20 protein-coding genes are annotated in these 20,428 nt (G+C 46.8%); 9 read left to right on the top strand and 11 right to left on the bottom strand.

Annotation, left to right across the window (positions count from 1 at the left end; all coding sequences use genetic code 11):
• Window positions 1-24: 24 nt before the first annotated feature.
• On the top strand, window positions 25-957 hold the full coding sequence (locus M3636_RS16270; protein ID WP_128104062.1) for a bifunctional helix-turn-helix transcriptional regulator/GNAT family N-acetyltransferase: 933 nt from the start codon (window positions 25-27) through the stop codon (window positions 955-957).
• Between the two features lie 222 nt (window positions 958-1,179).
• Complete coding sequence (locus tag M3636_RS16275; RefSeq protein WP_251383225.1) at window positions 1,180-1,758, top strand: class I SAM-dependent methyltransferase; 579 nt, start codon at window positions 1,180-1,182, stop codon at window positions 1,756-1,758.
• Between the two features lie 189 nt (window positions 1,759-1,947).
• On the opposite strand, the gene M3636_RS16280 is transcribed toward M3636_RS16275, so the two are convergent.
• From M3636_RS16280 to M3636_RS16290, 3 genes are read right to left on the bottom strand one after another with little or no spacing between them, the layout of a single operon-like run.
• Window positions 1,948-4,221: a carbohydrate-binding domain-containing protein gene (locus M3636_RS16280; RefSeq protein ID WP_251383226.1), complete on the bottom strand. Its 2,274-nt coding sequence runs from the start codon at window positions 4,219-4,221 to the stop codon at window positions 1,948-1,950.
• 37 nt (window positions 4,222-4,258) lie between these two features.
• Window positions 4,259-4,939: a DUF4956 domain-containing protein gene (locus M3636_RS16285; RefSeq protein WP_128104059.1), complete on the bottom strand. Its 681-nt coding sequence runs from the start codon at window positions 4,937-4,939 to the stop codon at window positions 4,259-4,261.
• Complete coding sequence (locus M3636_RS16290) at window positions 4,932-5,750, bottom strand: polyphosphate polymerase domain-containing protein (RefSeq protein WP_145409012.1); 819 nt, start codon at window positions 5,748-5,750, stop codon at window positions 4,932-4,934. Before M3636_RS16290 ends, M3636_RS16285 begins: the two co-directional genes overlap by 8 nt.
• 251 nt (window positions 5,751-6,001) lie before the next feature.
• On the opposite strand from M3636_RS16290, the gene M3636_RS16295 reads away from it, so the two are divergent.
• The 3 genes from M3636_RS16295 (at window position 6,002) to M3636_RS16305 (ending at window position 8,463) form a co-directional block, all read left to right on the top strand.
• Window positions 6,002-6,679: a response regulator transcription factor gene (locus tag M3636_RS16295; RefSeq protein ID WP_128104057.1), complete on the top strand. Its 678-nt coding sequence runs from the start codon at window positions 6,002-6,004 to the stop codon at window positions 6,677-6,679.
• On the top strand, window positions 6,679-8,043 hold the full coding sequence (locus M3636_RS16300) for a sensor histidine kinase (protein WP_251383227.1): 1,365 nt from the start codon (window positions 6,679-6,681) through the stop codon (window positions 8,041-8,043). The genes M3636_RS16295 and M3636_RS16300 overlap by 1 nt, the downstream gene beginning before the upstream one ends.
• 168 nt (window positions 8,044-8,211) lie before the next feature.
• On the top strand, window positions 8,212-8,463 hold the full coding sequence (locus M3636_RS16305; RefSeq protein WP_128104660.1) for a hypothetical protein: 252 nt from the start codon (window positions 8,212-8,214) through the stop codon (window positions 8,461-8,463).
• Between the two features lie 124 nt (window positions 8,464-8,587).
• On the opposite strand, the gene M3636_RS16310 is transcribed toward M3636_RS16305, so the two are convergent.
• A complete protein-coding gene (locus M3636_RS16310) occupies window positions 8,588-9,355 on the bottom strand; it encodes an SDR family NAD(P)-dependent oxidoreductase (protein WP_145409014.1) in 768 nt (255 codons plus the stop codon).
• A gap of 203 nt (window positions 9,356-9,558) precedes the next feature.
• On the opposite strand from M3636_RS16310, the gene M3636_RS16315 reads away from it, so the two are divergent.
• A complete protein-coding gene (locus M3636_RS16315; RefSeq protein ID WP_128104054.1) occupies window positions 9,559-10,197 on the top strand; it encodes a TetR/AcrR family transcriptional regulator in 639 nt (212 codons plus the stop codon).
• Between the two features lie 19 nt (window positions 10,198-10,216).
• On the opposite strand, the gene cobA is transcribed toward M3636_RS16315, so the two are convergent.
• From cobA to nirB, 4 genes are read right to left on the bottom strand one after another with little or no spacing between them, the layout of a single operon-like run.
• The gene (gene cobA / locus M3636_RS16320) at window positions 10,217-10,987 is read right to left on the bottom strand and encodes a uroporphyrinogen-III C-methyltransferase (RefSeq protein ID WP_251383228.1); all 771 of its coding nucleotides are present in this window, start codon (window positions 10,985-10,987) and stop codon (window positions 10,217-10,219) included.
• Window positions 10,984-11,865: a formate/nitrite transporter family protein gene (locus M3636_RS16325; protein ID WP_145409016.1), complete on the bottom strand. Its 882-nt coding sequence runs from the start codon at window positions 11,863-11,865 to the stop codon at window positions 10,984-10,986. The genes cobA and M3636_RS16325 overlap by 4 nt, the downstream gene beginning before the upstream one ends.
• Window positions 11,866-11,909: 44 nt before the next feature.
• Window positions 11,910-12,227, bottom strand: a complete 318-nt coding sequence (gene nirD / locus M3636_RS16330; RefSeq protein ID WP_056703377.1) for a nitrite reductase small subunit NirD — start codon at window positions 12,225-12,227, stop codon at window positions 11,910-11,912.
• 16 nt (window positions 12,228-12,243) lie between these two features.
• Window positions 12,244-14,685 carry a nitrite reductase large subunit NirB gene (nirB, locus tag M3636_RS16335; RefSeq protein WP_145409017.1) on the bottom strand — a complete coding sequence of 814 codons (2,442 nt, stop codon included), beginning with the start codon at window positions 14,683-14,685 and terminating at the stop codon, window positions 12,244-12,246.
• A 462-nt stretch (window positions 14,686-15,147) separates the two neighbouring features.
• On the opposite strand from nirB, the gene M3636_RS16340 reads away from it, so the two are divergent.
• Both M3636_RS16340 and M3636_RS16345 read left to right on the top strand, forming a co-directional pair.
• Window positions 15,148-15,744: an ANTAR domain-containing response regulator gene (locus M3636_RS16340; protein ID WP_145044800.1), complete on the top strand. Its 597-nt coding sequence runs from the start codon at window positions 15,148-15,150 to the stop codon at window positions 15,742-15,744.
• 18 nt (window positions 15,745-15,762) lie between these two features.
• Window positions 15,763-16,839: an anthranilate phosphoribosyltransferase gene (locus M3636_RS16345; protein WP_251383229.1), complete on the top strand. Its 1,077-nt coding sequence runs from the start codon at window positions 15,763-15,765 to the stop codon at window positions 16,837-16,839.
• A 13-nt stretch (window positions 16,840-16,852) separates the two neighbouring features.
• On the opposite strand, the gene M3636_RS16350 is transcribed toward M3636_RS16345, so the two are convergent.
• Both M3636_RS16350 and M3636_RS16355 read right to left on the bottom strand, forming a co-directional pair.
• Window positions 16,853-17,365 carry an acyl-CoA thioesterase gene (locus tag M3636_RS16350; RefSeq protein ID WP_128104658.1) on the bottom strand — a complete coding sequence of 171 codons (513 nt, stop codon included), beginning with the start codon at window positions 17,363-17,365 and terminating at the stop codon, window positions 16,853-16,855.
• A 522-nt stretch (window positions 17,366-17,887) separates the two neighbouring features.
• Entirely contained in the window at window positions 17,888-18,511 is a 624-nt protein-coding gene (locus M3636_RS16355) for an acetate uptake transporter (RefSeq protein WP_128104049.1), read from the bottom strand.
• 426 nt (window positions 18,512-18,937) lie between these two features.
• Here M3636_RS16355 and M3636_RS16360 point away from each other — a divergent pair, with 426 nt between their 5' ends.
• Window positions 18,938-19,123: an aspartyl-phosphate phosphatase Spo0E family protein gene (locus M3636_RS16360; protein ID WP_128104048.1), complete on the top strand. Its 186-nt coding sequence runs from the start codon at window positions 18,938-18,940 to the stop codon at window positions 19,121-19,123.
• Window positions 19,124-19,394: 271 nt separating this feature from the next.
• On the opposite strand, the gene M3636_RS16365 is transcribed toward M3636_RS16360, so the two are convergent.
• The gene (locus tag M3636_RS16365) at window positions 19,395-20,324 is read right to left on the bottom strand and encodes a response regulator (RefSeq protein ID WP_251383230.1); all 930 of its coding nucleotides are present in this window, start codon (window positions 20,322-20,324) and stop codon (window positions 19,395-19,397) included.
• Between the last annotated feature and the right edge of the window lie 104 nt (window positions 20,325-20,428).

Below are 20,428 nucleotides of genomic sequence, written 5' to 3' on the forward strand. Positions count from 1 at the left end.
CTAGGTATCATTTAGGAGGCTTGCATGAATTCATATACATCGATCATTCCTATCATCCGCCAATTTAACCGATTCTACACAAAGGTACTTGGCCTGCTGGATAAACACTTGCTCGACAGCGACTTTTCTCTATCGGAAGTGCGGGTTCTTTATGAGATTGGCCATTCCGAGCACTGCACAGCTAGCATGCTCATCGAGCAACTTCGTCTGGATCCGGGGTATTTGAGCCGAATGTTGAAACGGTTTGAAAAGTTGGGGTTAAGTTACCGTGTACAATCCAAAGAAGATGGAAGATCATCACTGCTGTATCTTTCAGAATTTGGAAAAGAAACACTGGCTCGGATGGACGCGTTATCCGATGAACAGATACGCAATATGATCCTCGAATTGCCCGATCAGAGCCAACGAAGCATTGCCAGAAGCATGACGGTCATTGAGAGGGAGTTGTCTAGTGAACCTACAGAACGGAGAATACATGTCCGAACCGAGCTGAAACCGGGAGACGTCGGAGCACTGATTCAACTACACGGCTGGGTCTATGCTAAGGAATGCGGCTATAACCACACATTTGAAGCATATGTCTGCAAAACGTTTTATGATTTTCTGCAAACCTACAGCCCGGACAAGGATCGGTTCTGGTTGGTAGAATCGGATCATGAAATTGTCGGTAGTATCGCGGTTATTGGTCATCCGGGGGAGAGAGCCCAAATTCGTTGGTTTATCTTGCATACAGATTATCGGGGGATGGGGATTGGGAAGAAGCTCATTCAAGAGGCTATCACATACTGCCGGGAAAAAGGATACCGAGATGTCTTTCTGGAAACAACGGATGATCAGAAGACAGCCATCGCTATGTATACAAAAGCAGGGTTCGTCAAAACCCTAGAACAAGAGAACATGGGTTGGGGCACGCATCACATCGAACAAACCTATGAACTGCATCTTCATGAAGAATAATTTCGTTATGATAAATATGTACGGGTCTCTTTCAAGATAATTTTTCAATAATATTATTAAACGGGTATGCACGAGTACTGTAGTATAATGAGAGAACCTGCTGGAAAGGAAGCTGTGAACAGGTTCGTGAAATTGAACGAAAGAGGCTGCTTCCGTAGTCCTGCTGGATCGCGAAATAGCGCTATTTAATCAACATCTTTAATCCCTAAAGGATGAGGTTATATGTTCATTATTCCATTCATTCCATGGCTGCTCGCCGTGATTACCTTAATTGCTGTCCTGTCGATCGTGCTCGTTAGCTGGAAAAATGGAATCTCCCCGATGCCCACGTCCCGATTGGTCAGACGCGTCGTCATTCAGGAGGTGAATCGCATTCCTGGTTATGGTGATGTCATCGAGGCGGGTTCCGGGTGGGGTACACTCGGCTTGGATGTGGTACGGTATTGTCCGGGTAAACGGCTTACGGGTATCGAAAATTCTCTCCTGCCTCTGTGGGTCTCCCAAGGAATAGCATATCTGAGTGTACGCTTCCGTGAGGCCAAAGGTCGACAACAATCCATGAAGGGTAGACTGCGGTTCATCCGTGGCAATATCTACAATAGCTCCTATGAACATGCCGACTGCGTCATCTGTTATTTGTTTCCTGGGGCGATGGAGCGATTGCTGGACAAGTTCACACGTGAATTGCCGCCAGGTGCAAGAGTGATTAGTGTCTGTTTTGCATTGCCAGGCAAGGTGCCGCTTCGCACGATTACTTGCCCGGATGCATTGCGTACGAAGGTGTACGTCTATGTGTTCTAAGGGAATACAACGGTGGGGACTCTGTTCTGAAAAATACGGATGATCATATGCAAAAGGATTTATATGAACGAACAAAGGCTCCGAACACACTCTTTAAGTGGATTCGGAGCCTTACGTTTAGTTTAGCTTGGAACAGATACGTTGTTTATTAAGTTATTGCATAGATTCAAATTTGAGTTAACTCGTTATTTATTTTGCCGAATCGGTTGTACTTGTGCTGTCAGAAGTAGTGCCGGATTGTCCGCGGCCTCTTCCACCTCCGAATCCACCTTGACCATTACCTCCGCCAAAACCGCCCATGCCTGACTGAGCTGTAGTGACACCTGATTCATTGACCCAAGTTACATTGCTTGTGGATTGGAATGCGACGATTTTAGTTCCGCCGCTATAGGTGCCATCTGTGTACAGTCCATCCACGGCTGTGCCTGTAGAAGTTCCGCCAGAGTAGATGACATAAGATCCGTCTGCTTTTAGGTCAGGGGAGCTAACGACTACGGATTGGTAATCCTTCGCTGGAGCGAATGTCAGAATGTTGTTGCCTTCACTGTCTTCGACATGAACGAGTGTTCCTGCTTTTTGAGTGGAAGGGAATGTCATGACAATTGCATTTTGAGTGGACGCATCGGATGTACCTTGTGCCATGCCTGAACTTCCGGCTGCGACCAGATATCCGCCGCTCATCTCAAATGTGCCATCATAGTCGAGTGCTCCATTGCCATTGTCTGTTGGACCATTGACGATTACGGTACCACCTGTCATATAGATCGAACCGTTCGCATCCAGCCCGTCACCGCCTGCATTTACGGTGAGTGATCCGCCGTTAATATGCAATTCGTTGTTGCCAGACGATTCACCCGGCATACCACCAGGTCCGCCGTTTTGTTGAGCTGCATTCGTGCCAGTCTGATCTGTAGTGGATGTCGTACCTGTTGTACCCGTGTTTTGGCTAGTTTCAGTAGTTGCTGTAGTTGTAGTCTCTTCACCACCAGCTGCATTAACGCCATCATCGGATGCTGTGACATCCACATTGCCATCATTCAGTGTAATGATTGCACCTTCGAGCCCTTCATAACTGTTCGCAATCGTGATATCTCCACCATTAATGGTAAGTGCCTGATCTGCATGGATTCCGTCATCGCCAGACTTCAAGCTGAACGTCCCGTCATTTACTGTGACATTACTGTTGCTATGCAGAGAGTCATCCATGGAATCAATTGTATACGTACCACCGTTAACGGTGAGATCGGTACCTGCTTTGAGTGCTTTGGCGCTGATGGATTCCTCTTCTGTTGTCGTGGTGGCTGTGTCTGCATCGGCATTGGTTTCCGTCGTTGCTGTATTGGCAGAGCTGGATGCAGCTACGTTGTTGGTGCCTGCTGCAGCATTCCCGCCAGCATTATCCGGCATATCGGCAGGACGCTCGCCATCTGGCGGTGTACCCATATCGGTAGGTGGTGTACCCATGTCTGTTGGAGGTGTGCCACCGCCGAATCCACCGCCACCGCCGCCAAACGGTCTTTCCTCTACTTTGGCTGGTGCATTTGCACTTCCACCAGCAGTTACGATATTGTATGTGCCGCCATCCGTAACAAGGGCAGTCTCAGCCTGAATACCGTCGCTACCACTTTCAATGTTGAAGGTACCATCTGCAATGGCGACAAAGCCTTTAGAGGTATCCGTATCATTAGTGGATTTAATGCCATCCCCTTCTGCATCGATAGTGATTGTTCCTGCCTGAATCGCAACCATGTCTTTACCTTTAATTCCGTCATCGGCAGCCTTAACATTGATCGTGCCGCTGATAATTTTCAGATCATCCTTACTCGTAATACCCTCATTATAGTTACCTGTGACTGTTAATTGGCCTGTACCGTTAAATGTCAGATCTGCTTTGCTGAAGATCGCTGCATCTGGCTCGTCCGTCGTATCATCGGCGTATACGTATGTTTTGCCATCCGAAACTTCGTTTTTAGTTCCTTTTTCAAGTGTAATGACGGCTTTGCCAGCCTTCTGAATGTAGATGCCTGCACTATCGTTATCATTAATCTTTGCCCCGTTTAATACGAGGTGTACGACACCTTTATCGGCAACGTTGACGACAATTTGCCCATCTGTCAGCTCACCGCTAAGCACATAAGTACCGGCTTCTGAGATCGTTATCGTACCGTTTGCCACTTTAGCTCCCGATCCAGTCACTGCTGCGGTTGTTCCGTTCAGTTTGATGATGGTGGAGTCCGCTTCGGTCCAGCTCACATTGGTATCATCTGCATCGAGTGAGACCAGGTCGGCGAACTTGACCGAAGTTTGTTCACTCACGGAGACGGTTTTGGTGGTTCCTGTCGTTGTTGTTGTTGCTGCATTGGCGGTTGTATTCGTTGCCGCTGGGGCGCTGCATGCTGTCACAAGTGCAGTAATCATCGCTATAGACCACAGTTTGCTGCCGGCTATCATTTTTTTCTTCATATTATATCGATCCCTTCAAATTTAAATTAATAGAGCTTTAATAGTCGGTGGTTGGGCTCATCGTTAAGGAGATATCCAGGTTGCCGTTCCGTGTACGGATCGCGTCGAGGAATTCCTTCTGGCTAACACTTTCGTGAATGGTTACGCTGTATACCAACTCATACAGACTACCAAGTTCGGTCGTTCTGATTTTTTTCAGATCAAATGGTACGTTGAATGTATGGAACACTTCGTTCAGTGCTTCTTCATAGCTTAGGTTCTCGGGAATAGTTACTTTCAGTGTTTTCTGTTGGCTCTTCTTGCCACCGAAGTTGAAGCGACTCAGGACAAACATCAGTACACACAGGACTACCGTGAACAGAACCGCGTATCCAAAAGCACCAACACCGCACGCTAGACCCGATGCCATCGTGAACAATACGTATGCGATATCTTTCGGGTCACCAGGTGCGCTCCGGAAACGGATAATAGAGAAGGCACCAGCCAAGCTGAACGCTCGGGCAATGTTGCTGCCGATGAGCAGGATGATAATGGCGACAATGACTGGTAGAACAACCATGGTCAAGGTGAAGCTCTGTGAGTATGTGCTCTGATTGGTCTTCATGTAGGTGAGACTAATGATGAGTCCCAGAATAATGGCAAGTCCAATGGTGATAACGGAACTGCTAAAGGTTAGTGTTGTATCGTCTAATGCGGAGCTAAATAATGAATCAAGCATATAGGACACGCTCTCTTTCTCTAATTGATTGTTCTTGTTCCATTGCAGGTTCGAAGTCTGTACCTGGTACGAGTACACGCTCTGTCTGGTAGTTCAGGTTCGTTGTTCTCACCAGATGTCTGTATTCGTTGCCGTATTTGGAGAATCCAGTACGGTAGAGTCCGTGTTCGGATAACAGTTGAGACAGCCAGATCGGAACGGTTTTCTCTGCCTTCACTTCCATGAGCCATCGACCGTCCTTCACAAGCGGCTCGCCGTAATCTCCCTGTTCCAGCTTCAGATCGTATCTGCGGCTACGAATGTTGGTATCAAAGGTAATCCGTAGATCACGGCTGTTTTTGTCAAACAACGCTTTGCGTTCATACGCTAGATACACTTTCGGTTCAAGATCATACAGCCGTAGGAAGTATTTGATCTCTTCAACGACCTGCTTGTTCATGTAATCGGCGAGTTCCGGCGCCTGTCCAGTGCGGACGAACTCGTATGCTTCATCAAGCTTCAGGGCTGTTCTGCGTTTGTTGACCAGGCCGAAAACTTTCTTTTTGATCTCTAAGTACACTTTGGCATTCTCCTCAGGTACACCGTATGCTCTCAGCCGTAGCTTCTCCTTGTATTTCGGTTTGGAGAGACTTGCACGAATCAGTGAATCTTGCGGTGTATCGAAGTAAAGGTTACTGATGGAGTAGAATTCATGTTTTTTGTTGTAGGCGTCCAGTTCCATGTATTTCAGCAGATCGCTGTAGAAGTGTTCGTATTGTTCGTCCGTCAGTAAATACTTGCTCTCATATCGGTTGAATACTTCAATTGCCATGTGGGTTCAATCCTTTCGTTCGTGAGTTTGTATGTTTTATTTCGTTGCGTATTTGCTTCATGTCTGTATCTTAGAGGGCTAACCTTGAATGAATCTTAAATGATTTTACATTGCGTTAACATTTTTTTACCTTCCTATAATAGTGCTGAGCCAAAACATAAATTAAGATTGATTCAAGGTTCCACAGATATAATCATTGGTATAATAGATGAACATGTTCACAACCAATCCATATAGAGGGATGAATACAGATGAGAATACTAATTGCGGAAGATGAGATTCATTTGGCAGAAGCAGTATCACAGATATTGAAGAAAAATAATTACTCCGTAGATATGGTGCATGACGGAAGATCGGGACTTGATTATGCACTCAGTGGCATTTACGATTTACTGCTGCTCGACATTATGATGCCGGAGATGGATGGGATTACGGTACTTAAGACATTGCGCAGCGAGGGTAACCATACACCCGTGATTTTACTGACTGCTAAGGGAGAGATTGACGATAAAGTCACCGGGCTCGACTATGGAGCCGACGATTATATCGCGAAGCCATTCGCTACAGAAGAGCTTCTAGCTCGGATTCGGGCAGCACTGCGACGTAAAGGTGAGGTTGTTCCTGAGGATGCTCTCAAATTCGGAGATATTGAGCTGAACACCGTGCAGCTGAAGCTTTCGGTGCAAGGCAAAGAAATGAAGCTTAATCTCAAGGAAAACGAACTGCTGGAGCTACTGATCACACGTAAATCGGCGATCACCTCCAAGGAGCAGATCATTGAGAAGCTGTGGGGATTCGATTCGGAAGTGGAGTATAACAATGTGGAAGTGTACATCTCGTTTTTACGCAAAAAATTAACCTTCCTGAATTCCGCTGTCCGCATTAATACTATTCGGGGTGTGGGTTATGTACTTGAGGTGACGGCCTGATGTTCAAGAAACTCAGAAATCGATTCCTTATCGTGAACCTGGTGTCCATCTCGATTATGATGCTGGTCGCTTTCGCAACGATCTATACGATTACCTATCAGAATGTTCAGCGAGAGACCAACATGGAGCTGTATAAGGTCTCTGATTTCTATCACGGTCCTTATAATTCTTCCAAAATGCCGCGTAATGAAGATGGGTTCTCCGGTGTATCAGGGTCAGGTACGTCAGGTGCATCGGGTACATCCGGTGCGTCAGGGATAGGTTCACCGCCAGCGGATGGACTTGGAGAGAATGGAGGGGCGATGGGAGAAGATCCTAACTCTCCGCCTGCACGTTCCGTATCGTTTATGATCCAGACAGATCGTGATTGGAAGATTACCAACACACATTCTCGCTTCGACATGGATGCTACCTTTTATGAAGAGGCCCTGGGAAAGGTCGATCAGGATAAGCTGAGCGGGGGTAATCGTCAGACCGGGCAATTTGCACTGGATAGCACCGAGTGGGCCTATGTAGTTGATTCGAGCAGTAATGGATATATGATCGTGTTCATAGATGTAACGGCACAACAGGGCATTCTTACGAACCTGATCTATACGTTTGCCGTTGTAGGGCTAGCCATGCTGATCGTTATTTATTTCCTAAGCCGCTACTTCGCGAATCGTTCCATTAAGCCTGTTCGTGAAGCATTCGAGAAGCAGAAGCAATTCATTGCCGACGCATCTCACGAGCTGAAAACACCGCTTGCTATCATTAATACAAATGCCGATGTGTTGCTTGCCAATAGCGAGGATACCATTGAACATCAGTCCAAATGGCTACATTACATTAAGTCGGAGACAGAGCGGATGTCCAAACTGACGAGTAGTCTGCTGTATCTGACCGAGATTGATGATTCCAGATCTACGATGATTCATGCCAAATTCAATATGAGCGATGCGGTTGAGACGATTATTTTGACGATGGAAGCAATGATATTTGAGAAAAATATCTCACTCGACTACAGCATAGAGCCTGAGCTTATGGTTCATGGCAACAATGAACAGATCAAGCAGGTCATTCTGATCCTACTGGACAACGCCGTTAAATACGCTAAATCCAAGGGTGCAGTGAATGTCACGTTGAAGAAGCAGAATAACGAAGTGGTGCTTGCGGTATCTAATACAGGCGAGGGTATTGCCCCTGAACATCTGGATCGAATCTTCGATCGTTTCTATCGGACAGATTCCTCACGTGCTCGACAACATGGTGGACATGGTCTGGGACTTGCCATTGCCCGTTCTATTGTGGATCAGCATAAGGGTGAGATCTATGCCCGAAGCGTGGTTGGAGAAGGAGCGACGTTCTACGTACGTTTAACGTAAATGGAGCGTGCGTTGTATACATTGGCGCCATGGATGATCTTGAAAAAGAGATTCGCCCTAGCATAAGATGTGCCAGTAACGGGTTAACCTATGCTACAATAACAACAGCATGTATGAATCAAGGAGCTGACTGAATTGACCGAGACGAATCCAATTAACGAACAAGAAATGATGCAATATATTGCAGATAAAACAAAAGCAAGTCAAGCGAACATTGCGCTTGTTCTGAAGCATGAGCAAGCTTACATCAATAAGGCACATGAGAATGCCAAAGGTGATGTAGATATCGACGGCGACGATCTGGCTGATTATATCGTGAGTCGCAAAGACGTCAAGCTGGATGAACTAACAGTAGAGAACATCTTGGATGCTGAAATGGATTACCTGATGGACAAGGGCCACGCAGGGTACATTGATTAAGTTTAGCGTATATTAACAGCTGAAAGACCTGCTTCGAGGTATGCTTTACCGCATTCTCGTTGCAGGTCTTTCAACGTATTGATCTATTTTATTGATAATGTTAATGCTACATGTGCCTTATGGTTTATTGCCCAACCATTCCGCCGTCGACAGTGTAGAGAGAACCTGTTACATAAGAAGCTTCTTCGGACAAAAGGAAGTTCATTACGGCAGCAACTTCTGCGGCTTCGCCATAGCGACCCATTGGAATAGTGGATACTGTTGCGGATTGATAATCGTCCACATTACCAGAGTTTGCTTCAATCTGACGCATCATGCGTGTATTGATTGTTCCTGGCAATACTGCGTTAACTCGGATATTAGAAGAAGCCAGTTCATTAGCAGCTGTACGGGTAAGACCTACTACCGCATGTTTGGACATAATATATGGAGACATCCCTGGAGCTCCCATTAAGCCAGCAAGGGAGGATGTGTTCAGAATCGCTCCGGATTTTTGTTTTTTCATCACAGGAATGACATTTTGCAACCCTAGGAATACACCACGTACGTTGACATTATATACGAGGTCGAGTGCTTCAACGCTCAGTTCATCAATGGAGCCAGTTGGTCCTTCAATACCCGCATTATTGGCGAAGTAATCGATTCTTCCAAAGGCATCAAGCGCTTTTTGCACATAGTTTTTAACGTCTTCTTCTTGAGATACGTTGGCTTTTACCGCAATGACATGCTCTTGATCTAGATTAAGATCTGTAATTGTCTGTTCGATTGCTTCTTGATTCAGATCGACCAGCACCAGGTTGATTTTGCGTTCAGCAAGGCGGCGTGCTAATTCTTTACCAATTCCTCCGGCTGCACCTGTAATTACGGCTGTATGTGTGTAGGATGTACTCATGATCTAATCCTCTCCTTTGGTGTAATGTTGTTCAGGCGACCATTTCTTAAAAAATGATTCAACCTGTCGTCTATACTTCCTGTCTTAATGTTAAGATATACATAAGAATGTGACAATCGTCATTGACAACGCAAATGTCAGCTATCGAACACAGATGTAAGCGGTGTTCATTTAGGTTACAATAATGGACAAAGGAGGCGGGAATGTTGATTATTGAACATCCTCAGGATCGCAGAGCACGAAGAACGCAGGATGCTATCATCGCTGCGGCGGTTTCTTTAATATTGGAAAAGGGAGCGGAAGCTGTAACGATTCGGGACATTACGGAGCGAGCGGACTACAACCGAGGTACGTTCTATTTGCATTTTCCAGGCAAGCCAGAGCTACTGCAATTCATTTTGGAAGATTTCATGCAGGGTGTGGGACAAGCATATGCAGAACCGTATACACATTTAAAAGAAGTGGATATGACCGCATTGCTGCCATCTACGATGCCGGTTTTTAATTATATAGAAGCACATCAGGACATCTTCCGTGCCTTAATTACGATGCACAGTGACATGAGCTCCAGGTTATGTAATATGTTTCGTACCTATTTAACGGAGGATTTTGTTCTTGTCACCGAGGATAGCGAGCACGTCATTAATTACGACATTATGCTTAGTTACCTCGTATCGGCGACGGTTGGTGTCATTATGCACTGGGCGGAGATTGGATTTAAATATTCTGCGCATTATATGGGTGAGCAGTTAACGGCACTAATCAACATCAAACCGACCCGTCTGCTGATTGAACCAGGGCAGAAGGGTCGGACGATTCACGAGCGTATGCTGTTAGATTAAGAAAAGAAAGAGAGGATGGCTATCCAGTCATAGAAGCGTCAGCGGCGCGTTGCAGTTGCAGCAATTGTTCGCGCACGCGTACAGCCTCTCCAATAATAATTAAAGCTGGATTACTCACATCTTCCGAGACTGCGAGTGATTGCAGTTCGGCGAGTGTGCCCGTAATGATTCGCTCTTGCGAAGTCGTGCCTCGTTCTACAAGGGCGGCTGGTGTGGAGCTGTGTTTGCCATGATGCAATAGTTCCCGTTGAATATCAGCTAACTGGCTGATTCCCATGTAAATGACCAGGGTATCCACGCTGTGAGCTAACAGATCCCAGCGCACTGAGGATACGTTACCATCACTGCCTGTCCCAGTTACACAGGCGAAGGAAGAAGCCAGTCCGCGGTGAGTTAGTGGAATCATGGTGGATGCGGATGTGCCGACAGCAGAGGTAATGCCCGGAATGATTTCAAAGGCAATGCCAGCCTGTGCCAGCGCAAGTGCCTCTTCACCGCCGCGTCCGAAGATGAACGGATCACCGCCTTTGAGGCGAACAACCCGTTTCCCTTCCGCTGCATGGGTGATAAGCATACGTCCAATCATCTCTTGGCTCATCGAATGCAGTCCAGGAGCTTTGCCACAATAAATGCGCAGTGCATCTTCGCGAGCCTCAGCAAGCAGTTGGTCATTCACAAGACGATCATATAAAATGACATCCGCCGTTTGGATTCGTTTCAAGGCTTTTACCGTAATTAGTTCAGGATCACCAGGGCCGGCGCCAATAATACTAACAAATGATGTGCTCATGATCGTGTCCCCACCTTCGGTGCTGAATCTGTGCCTGTTAAGCCTGAACGTCTGCCCTGAATCGTTGCCAGTTTGGAAGGAGAGTGGGAGGAAGTTCCCCACGTATGGGCTGCGTACAAACCTAAGCCTGTGAAAATGGCTCCGCCAATGAGGTTTCCGATTAATACGGGAATCTGATTCCATAACCACCAATCTGCGATGCTTACATTAGCGCCGAGCATCATACCAGCCGGAATGACGAACATATTCACCACGGCATGCTCGAATCCTTGCGCGAAAAATATCGTGATAGGCAGCCACATCGCAACAATTTTGCCTATGGTGGACATAGAGGTCATAGCCATCACTGCGCCGAGGGTTACCATCCAGTTACATAATATCGCTTTGATTACAACGAGACCGATACCTGCTGCGCCTAAATGTTGATACCCTAATGTTTTAGCCTCACTTGTCTGAATCAACGTTTGAATGAGTGGACTGCTCAGATCTGTACCCATTTTAGTAAGAGTCAGCCCGTATAGAGCAGCGTAGAATAAACATCCTAAGAGATGACCGACAATAACCCAGCAATAATTGCGCATCATGCTCATCCATGTGACTCGTCGTTTCAGCAACGCCAATGGAATCATGGCGAAATTGCCTGTCACAAGTTCCAGTCCCAGAAGAATGATAATGACGAATCCCGCTGGGAAAATCAGTGCACCTGCCAAACCAACGGAAGTTTGAGATACAGCAGTATAAGCAAGTGTTGTTGCAAAGGCGAGGATAGCTCCAGCCAAGAAACCACGAATCAGCATTTGAATCCGATTCATCCTGGCTTTATTCTCACCTGCTTCCACCATTGATTGCAGTACTTCTGCGGGTTTAACAAAATCCATAGTGCACTCCTCCTTGCTGTCAGGCCACCGCAAATCGTGACGATCTAACCTGCGATAGTTATATAAATTTCACCACTAGCTCCGTCAATCTCCGTTTTGTACGTATTGAGACAACCGTCATCCGGTTCATGTACTTTGCCGTTACGAAGATCAATCTTCCAGTCATGGAGCGGACAATGAACAGACGTCCCACATACCATACCTTCGGACAACTTGCCGCCCTTATGAGGGCAGCGATTTTCTACCGCATGCAGGCTACCGTCGCTGAGCTTGAAGACCGCGATCTCCGTATCCTCTACCATAAACGTACGTGCACCCTTTTCTTCAATATCTGCCAGGTGTCCAATGTGCAATCGATTCATCGCTGTTCCTCCTATTCTAGTGGGCTGCATTTTGAGCGCTCGCCAGGGGTGTGAAGTTTTTACGTAAGTTCTCATCTTCAATGATTTCTTTCCAAGGATCAACGGTGCGACCAAGTGTTGCTTCAAGTCGCTCAACCAGTGCCAGACGGACTTCACGATCTTCCAGTGCTGTCTTCACATGATCCAGTCCTACGCGTTCAATCCAAGCCGCTGTTCTCTCGTTCCAACGTGCATTCTCTCTATAATATTGCAGGTAAGCGTATGTCCATTCTTCGACTTCAGCATCGGTTTTCACTGTGCAGAGAAGCTCGGCAGCGCGGACTTTGACGCCTCCATTACCGCCAACATGCAGTTCCCATGCACCATCGATAGCAACAACACCGAGATCCTTAATGGTTGCTTCAGCACAGTTCCGTGGGCATCCGGATACAGCAAGTTTTACTTTGGCTGGAGCCACCATCTTGTCGAGTTTTTTCTCGAGTCGAATTCCCATTTCAATGGAGTCTTGGGTGCCGAAGCGGCAGAAGGTATTACCTACGCAAGTTTTGACCGTACGGAGTGCCTTGCCATAACCGAATCCGGACGGCATATCAAGCTCTTCCCAGATCTTCGGCAGATTTTCCTTCTGTACACCAAGTAGATCCAGTCGTTGTCCGCCTGTGAATTTCACCATCGGTACATCATATTTCTCAGCAATGGTAGCGATTTTGATCAGCTCTGCCGGAGAAGTTACTCCGCCGTAGATCCGTGGGATAACGGAATACGTACCATCCTTCTGAATATTGGCATGATAACGCTCGTTGGTGAATTTGGATACGCGCTCGTCTTCATACTCTGTATGCCAGATCATACCGAGATAATAGTTCAGGGAAGGACGACATTTGGAGCAGCCTTCAGGTTCGTTCCAACCGAGGACGTTCATGACTTCTTTAACGCTTTTCAATCCCATTTCCTTGATCTGTGCAACCAGTTCATCTCGATCATAGGACGTACAGCCACAGATGCCTTCTTTGACCTGTTCGCCTACATTATCACCTGCATAATGTGTGAGCAGAGATTCAATGATTGGTTTACATCCACCGCAAGAGGCGGAAGCTTTTGTACATGATTTAATTGCGCCAAGGGTATTGCAGCCTTTGTTCAAAACAGCATCTCCGATGGTAGCTTTGGTAACACCATTACAGCCACAGACAATTTCATCATCAGGCATGCTTGCCATGCGTTCAGCTACAGATGGACCAGCGCCTGAACCGCCAGAGGGTACTCCGAGCAAAATTTCTTTTTCACGGCCGCTAATGTCTTCGCCGCTTTTAATGAGAGAGAAGAGCGAGGCTCCATCGGAGGTATCCCCGAACAGCACCGCACCAATAAGCTTTCCGTCGCGGATGACCATCTTTTTGTAGACACCATCCACGTCATCTTGAATGCGAATGCTGCGCGTGTCAGGGGAGTCTTTAAATTGTCCTGCGGAGAATACATCCACGCCAGACACCTTTAGCTTAGTTGAAGTAACGGAGCCTTCATAACCCTCAGTTGCCGCACCTGCCAGACGTTTAGCCAGCACCATACCTTGTTCATATAATGGGGCTACCAAGCCATAAGCGATTCCGCGGTGCTCTGCACATTCACCTACAGCAGAGATTCCTGGAATGTTGGTATTCATATAGTCGTCTACGATTACACCGCGATTAACGTCCAGCCCAGCTTGACGAGCTAATTCGATCTGAGGACGAATGCCTACAGCCATAACAACCAGATCAGTCTCTAGTACCGTTTGATCCGTGAACCGAAGGGACTTTACCCGGTTCTTGCCTGTGATTTCCTCGGTGTGTTTGTTCAAAAGGAACTTCATACCCTGCTCCTCCAACTCCCGTTGAAGCATCAAGCCTGCAGGTAGATCCAGGTTACGATCCATCAAGTGACCATTGATGTGAATAACAGTAACATCCATACCAAGGTTAAGTAGACCGCGAGCTGCTTCCAAGCCGAGCAATCCGCCTCCGATGACAGCCGCTTTGCGGTATTTTTGCGATGCAGCCATCATGGTTTCGCAATCCTTAATATCACGGAAGCCAATGACGCCTTCTTTATTAGCCCCTGGGAGGGGGAGGATGAAGGCCGAAGAGCCAGTTGCCATAATAAGCTCATCATACGAGGCGCGAACACCGGACTCCGATACGACCTCTTTGCGTTCAGCATCAATCTGAACGACCGGATCACCAGGGTATACACGAATGTTGTTCTCCTCGTACCAGTTCCAGTCATTAATAACGATATCTTCGATGCTCGTTCCGCCAGCCAGCACAGAGGATAGCATGATCCGATTGTAGTTCGGGTGCGGCTCTGCGCCAAAGATCGTAATTTCATATGCGTGCGGAGCAAGCTTAAGAATATGTTCGATTGTGCGCAAACCTGCCATACCATTTCCGACCAACACCAGTTTTTTTGTTGAACTCATTATGATTAGCCCCCTTAGATCCATTCTGCAAAATGCCTACAAACAATCATGTCCAGAAATCATGTCCAGAAAAATATAAAAAGCCTGTCATGCCTCGGTGGATTGCGTAAGTACACACGCATCCCTTGCTCCGAGATTGCAAAACAGGCTTCATTGCCGTTTCAACCAGCTACGCCGTTGTAACTGTGATCGATTCAAATATGGAGTTGTTATGGCATAACTATAAAAGATCCTTCTTCTCGTGTCAATATAGTTAACATAAAAAAGTGTTTGAAATTTAAAGTTAATTATGTTTACATGTGTGTAATGGAAGTTGAAATGAACGAACAGAAGTATCGTCTAATTAGGATCGGTAATATGACCGAATTGTAAGGTAATGTAACACGAATCCGAAGAAGCAATCATTCAGGCATTGATTCTAATGGATTTGTTATAGATGTAATAGGGAGGGATTGATCCATCATGCGATCTTTACTGGTCATCCGTGTACAACCAACGATAGCTGCCTCGTCCGATGCAACAATCCCTCTTACACCGGAGCAGTTACTTACAGCGAACGGATATCATGTGCAGGTGACAGACAGTGAGACCGAAGCGCTGAAGTTGATCAGCAAGGCTGAGGCCTCCATTCTTCATCTATCTCTGGCCGATGTAGAGCACTGGGTTCACTGCCTGGGAAAGGGAAGGTCAGATGCGCCATTGCTCTGGTGGTGTGCACCAGATACGGCGGCATCTTCGGTAGAATCATGCGAGGTAGAAACTTCTTTTGACGGAATACTTACTCCATCTATGGCTGGGTCGGAGATTCATTGGACGCTGCATTTTGCAGCCAGGCGATATATGGAACGGAAACAATGGGAGCAGGAACGCAAACAGCTACAATCCAGGTTAGAGGATCGGAAGTGGATCGATATGGCTAAGGCTATCCTCTGTGATTTGAAGCAGATCTCTGAATCGGAAGCGTATGATCTGTTACGGAAGAAGGCTATGGATGAACGCAAACGGATGGTTGATGTCGCTACAGCGATTGTGAAGGCGCATCAGTTACTCCAGTCTTAATTGGAAGGAGGGAACATCATGGATATGTCTGAAATTCTCAGGGAAGTCGGACGGGGGAAACGGGGTTCACGTGATTTAAACTATGCGGAGGCGTTGGCTGTTGCGGAGAAGATTTTGAAGCAGGAGGTATCACCAGCCCAGGCGGGAGCTTTTCTGATGGCTGAACGAATGAAGATGGAGAATGTCGAGGAACTCGAAGCTTTCATTCATGCATGCCGCAACAGTGCGGACAGAATGTCTCTTTTCGATAATGGGCTTGATTGTGCAGGGCCTTATGATGGACGAACGAAGTCGTTTATGGCGACGTTTCCGGTTGCTTTTGTATTAGCTGCTGCGGGTGTCCCTGTAACGTTGCATGGGAGCGAGCCTTTGCCTCCTAAGTGGGGAGTAACACTGCCAGTGCTGCTAAGAGAAGTGGGAATTCATACGTCTACCATGGATCGGGAAGATGCCAAGCGTGCAGCCTCACGTACTAATGTAATGTTTGTTTCCTCAGAAGACTGGTGTATTCCGCTGAAGCAGCTTCGTCCACTTCGGGAAGAACTTGGCTTCCGCACGGTGTTCAATACAGCAGAGAAGTTGATTGATTTTAATCAATCGCCCTATCTTATCTTCGGTGTGTTCCATAACACATTTCTAGATCGGATCGCGAAGCTGCTTACCAAATACAATTATCGCCGAGCTTATGTTGTGCAGGGCATGGAAGGCTCTGAGGATCTGTACATTGATCGACCTACGCGGGTATATGCGGTGGAAGCTGGGGAAATGAAGCTTGAACTGATCGACCCTGCCGCCTATGAGCTGGATATTCCTGTGCCTGATTTGGTATGGACGGCTGCGAAGCAGTTGGAAGTGGCGGAAGAAGTACTAAGTGGTTCAGGGCATACAGCCTTTGTGAACCAGGTTCTGTTAAATGCAGGATTTCGTCTATATGCTGCTGAGCGAGTTGGCTCCGTCGAAGAAGGCATCTACACATGCCAGAGTGTGCTGGAAAGTGGAGCGGCATATCGTCTATATCAAGAATGGTGCGTCTCAATGGGTGGGGAACTGCCGGATAGCAGAGCCGTGTCTGCTTACCCGGCATCGTCTGGATAATCTCTAATTTATATTAATCCCAAGGATAACTAACGGTCAGGAAGTCAGCGAATTTTTTGCTCTCTTCCCGCCGCTGCTTCCGCATGGCCGCCCGCGCCGGAGCGGTCTCATACAGTTTCAGCTCTTCTTCCGTCTCAGGAATAAGGCGTGGAACAATGAGTTTGCGGTTATTTTCGTCCAAGGCAACAAAGGTTAAGAAAGCAGTTGCCGCGATTTTTTTCTCACCCGTCTTCAGATCCTCACGAATTACCTTCACAAAAATCTCCATGGAACTGCGTCCTGTCCAAGAAGCGAATGACTCCAGTGTCACGGAATCCGTTGGGTTGATGGGATACAAGAAGTCGACAGAGTCGGTTGAAGCGGTCACGGTGTTGACCCGGCACAGCTTGGAGGCTGCGATGGATGCAATATCATCAATGTAGGACATCAGCTTGCCACCAAATAACGTATTATGATTGTTAACGTCGGTCGGAAATACCCTTGCTGTCTTGTAACAGCGAGTCTCGCGCACGTATTTTCTCTCCACTTGATCTAGCTCTGTAGGTTTAGGGATCTCTCTCATGTCATTTCCTCCTGACAGTATGGGCGGTGCTTGTCTGTAAGCTTGCCTGGTACATCCTCCACTTATCTCTATTTGTCCTTCTCTTGAAGAGGGCGGACTTTTGTAGTGGTCGCACTTCTAGGAGTGTCTGAAAACTCCGAAGGACGCAGATTTTACCGAATTTTCGTTCCAAGCTAGGAAGTTTTCCGCAGGCGTGCCGGGGCACGTCAAGGGAAAGTGACGCAGCAGGGGGCGAAAAGGGGGTGAAAGATGCACTTCAGCGAGTTTTCAGACACGACTTAGTATAGGTTTCGGTTATTTTGATATACAAATGTAGAGTTTGGGTCAAAAAAAACCGCCAGGCGCGGACCGGCGCGCGGGCGGTTAGTGTATATATTGTGCACCACTACGAACCTGATATGCTCAAGTCAGAGGCCTTCAAGCACATTGCTTGGAGGCTTCTTCTTCGTAGGTGCGGATAGTTTGCATGTGTGGCTCGCTTGTATGTTAAGCCTTAGGTTTGAAAATGCCCGATGGGCCTCCGACTGGCAAGAACTCCCGTCCGAAGTGAGCGTTCAGTACAGAAGCACCTGTGCCATACAATGACACGATTCCAATCGCAAGTTCTGCATAAGCTGCGATCGTGTGGAAGATGTGAGGAGCTACGCCGAAAGCATCAAAGGTCAGACCAAGGAATAAGAAGTCAATCAGGATAAAGATAATAAGCAGTACTTTATTGGCTTCTACGGCACCCAGGGTCATGAACAGGGTGAACACGAGATATCCGGCAAAGGCAAATCCGAGCTGTTTACCGTCTGTCTGTTCCGCCAGCGTTGAGCCGAATACGCCCATTTTGATCATCCAGTTTGCTCCCATAGCAAACCAGAAGAAGGCATATGCGCCAAAAGCAGTGGTACCAAAAGTATTGTTGCGTTTGGAGTCTTGAATGCAGGCGAACAACTGGGCGAATGCACCAAGGAAGATCGCCCAAGGAATAGCGTAGCTAAGTCCTTCGGTGATGCCGAGCTTCTGGGAAGAAGCGACAAGTGTAACGATAGCCAACCCAAATAACCCCATTGCGCTGGGATCGGCGTTGATGATTTTAACTTGTGTCCGTGAATCAGTTTGCATGGTGTTGATAAGCCTCCAATAATATCATATCAGGATCATGGGCTTGTATAAGCCATCCTCTAAACTATATCGTTCGTATCCGCCGGGTCCGGACACACACATCGCCCTATTGTACCCGAATGAATCGGTTATGGAAAGGGATTTTATTACCTTATGAGGGCGGTTGTAGACGGGTAAGGTGTTTTTCTTCAAGGGATACACAATAATGACACATTTGTTAGTGAAAGATGAATGGGTAAAAAATGTAAAATGAATAAAGGCGTTACATTAAGGGTTTGGCGTGAATATTGACCTAACGATAATTCCGACTATCAAAAATTGGAGTAAGATACAAAACATCCATGGCTCTTATGCCATATGTTAAACCAACTATAGATTGACAGAAAAATCTAGAATATAACACAGAAATAAGGAGGTCTTAGGTAGATGGTTATGAGTTTGGATTTAATCAATCGGATCGAGAAAGCCAGACGCAGCCTTCACATGTTGGTTGAACATCATGGGGGCGGGTTGGGGCATCCCGATGTTATTCGGCAGTCCATGGCTTTGGATGAATTAATCAATGAATATAATCGATTAAATCGGAGTCAGACGAGAGCAAGAATAATATAATTCCAAGCGAAATGAATAAGCGTATTTAAACCTTTTTACATATAGATCAGATCAACATTGTTTCATCCACTTCATTCGGCTGCATTCCATATTCCAATGCTGAGATGCTGGCAGGCACCCTTCGTAATCCAAAGCGGACTTTTTGAATAACCTCTATAAATCGATTATCCCTATGCTGGCATGAAAATAACTGGAACATACAGCGTAAGAACAAGGGGCTGTATCATTCCAGTTCGGTCATGTCCGTATTTTATGGAGCACGGGGTTCTCCCTAATGCAGTAAGCGCTTGGCTTCCAGGTAGAGAACTTGGACAAATTTCTTCGTGTTAATGCGCGTTTGGGACAAGGACGGTTCCACATTGTTTTGTAGCTCCAGCATTTTTTTGCGGATCTCCGTGAAATCGAAAAATTTGGATGCGTAATTCTCAAACTTAGGATGAGTGTAATCCGTCAGTCCTAATGAAACGACATGGCTTAACGTTTGGAAGATCGCTCGACGAACGCGTTGCTCCGACGCTTTGACTTCCTTGGTTATCTCCACGGCTGAAGCATCAGCCCCCAGCTTACGGATGGCCACATTCTGAAAAATATCTTTGAGCGACGGCAACGTATACGTAGATAATTTCTGGTCTTCCGCCTCAAGCTCTTCCAGATATTCAAGCATATCTAGAAGGTCTCTGCTGCCTGCCTCACCAATCATCCCCATCTCGGATAGAAGGAAATGTCCTGCCGTTGTGATGGTTTTGTCAGGGGCGGGTGCTGCTGTGCGTTCTGATGATTGTAGTCGGGACAAGCCTTGAAGTGTGCGCTGAATATCCTGAATGGATTGTTGCATGCGCAGACGCTCCTCGACTAAACGCAGAACGGACATAATCTCCAATCGGTTAATCGGCTTCGTAACATAGTATTCTACCCCAAGAGAATAGGCTTCCCCAATCATATTTTTGGACTCAATCTGTGAGATCATGACGACCTTGCCATCGAATCGTCCTTCCAGTGCACGCACAGTCTGTATTCCGTCTCGTTGCGGCATGAGTAGATCAATGAGCAGGACATCCACCTTATGCATCTCTAACAGATCCGCATGAATATGAATCCCGTCCTCGGCTTCTCCCGCAATTTCCCCAAGCCCCTCATCTTCAATAATATCAATCAGCATAGAGCGAACTCCTGCATCATCATCAACAATAAAATAACGCATTCTCAGTCTCCTCCCCTCTTCTAGAGGTTGTTCAAAAAGTCCGCTTTTGATTACGAAGGATGCCTGAAGGCATCTCAGCATCGAAGATGGGATTCAGCCGAAAT

Origin of the sequence: Paenibacillus sp. MER 99-2 (assembly GCF_023714095.1) — a bacterium.
In the GTDB taxonomy this organism is placed as follows: domain Bacteria; phylum Bacillota; class Bacilli; order Paenibacillales; family Paenibacillaceae; genus Paenibacillus.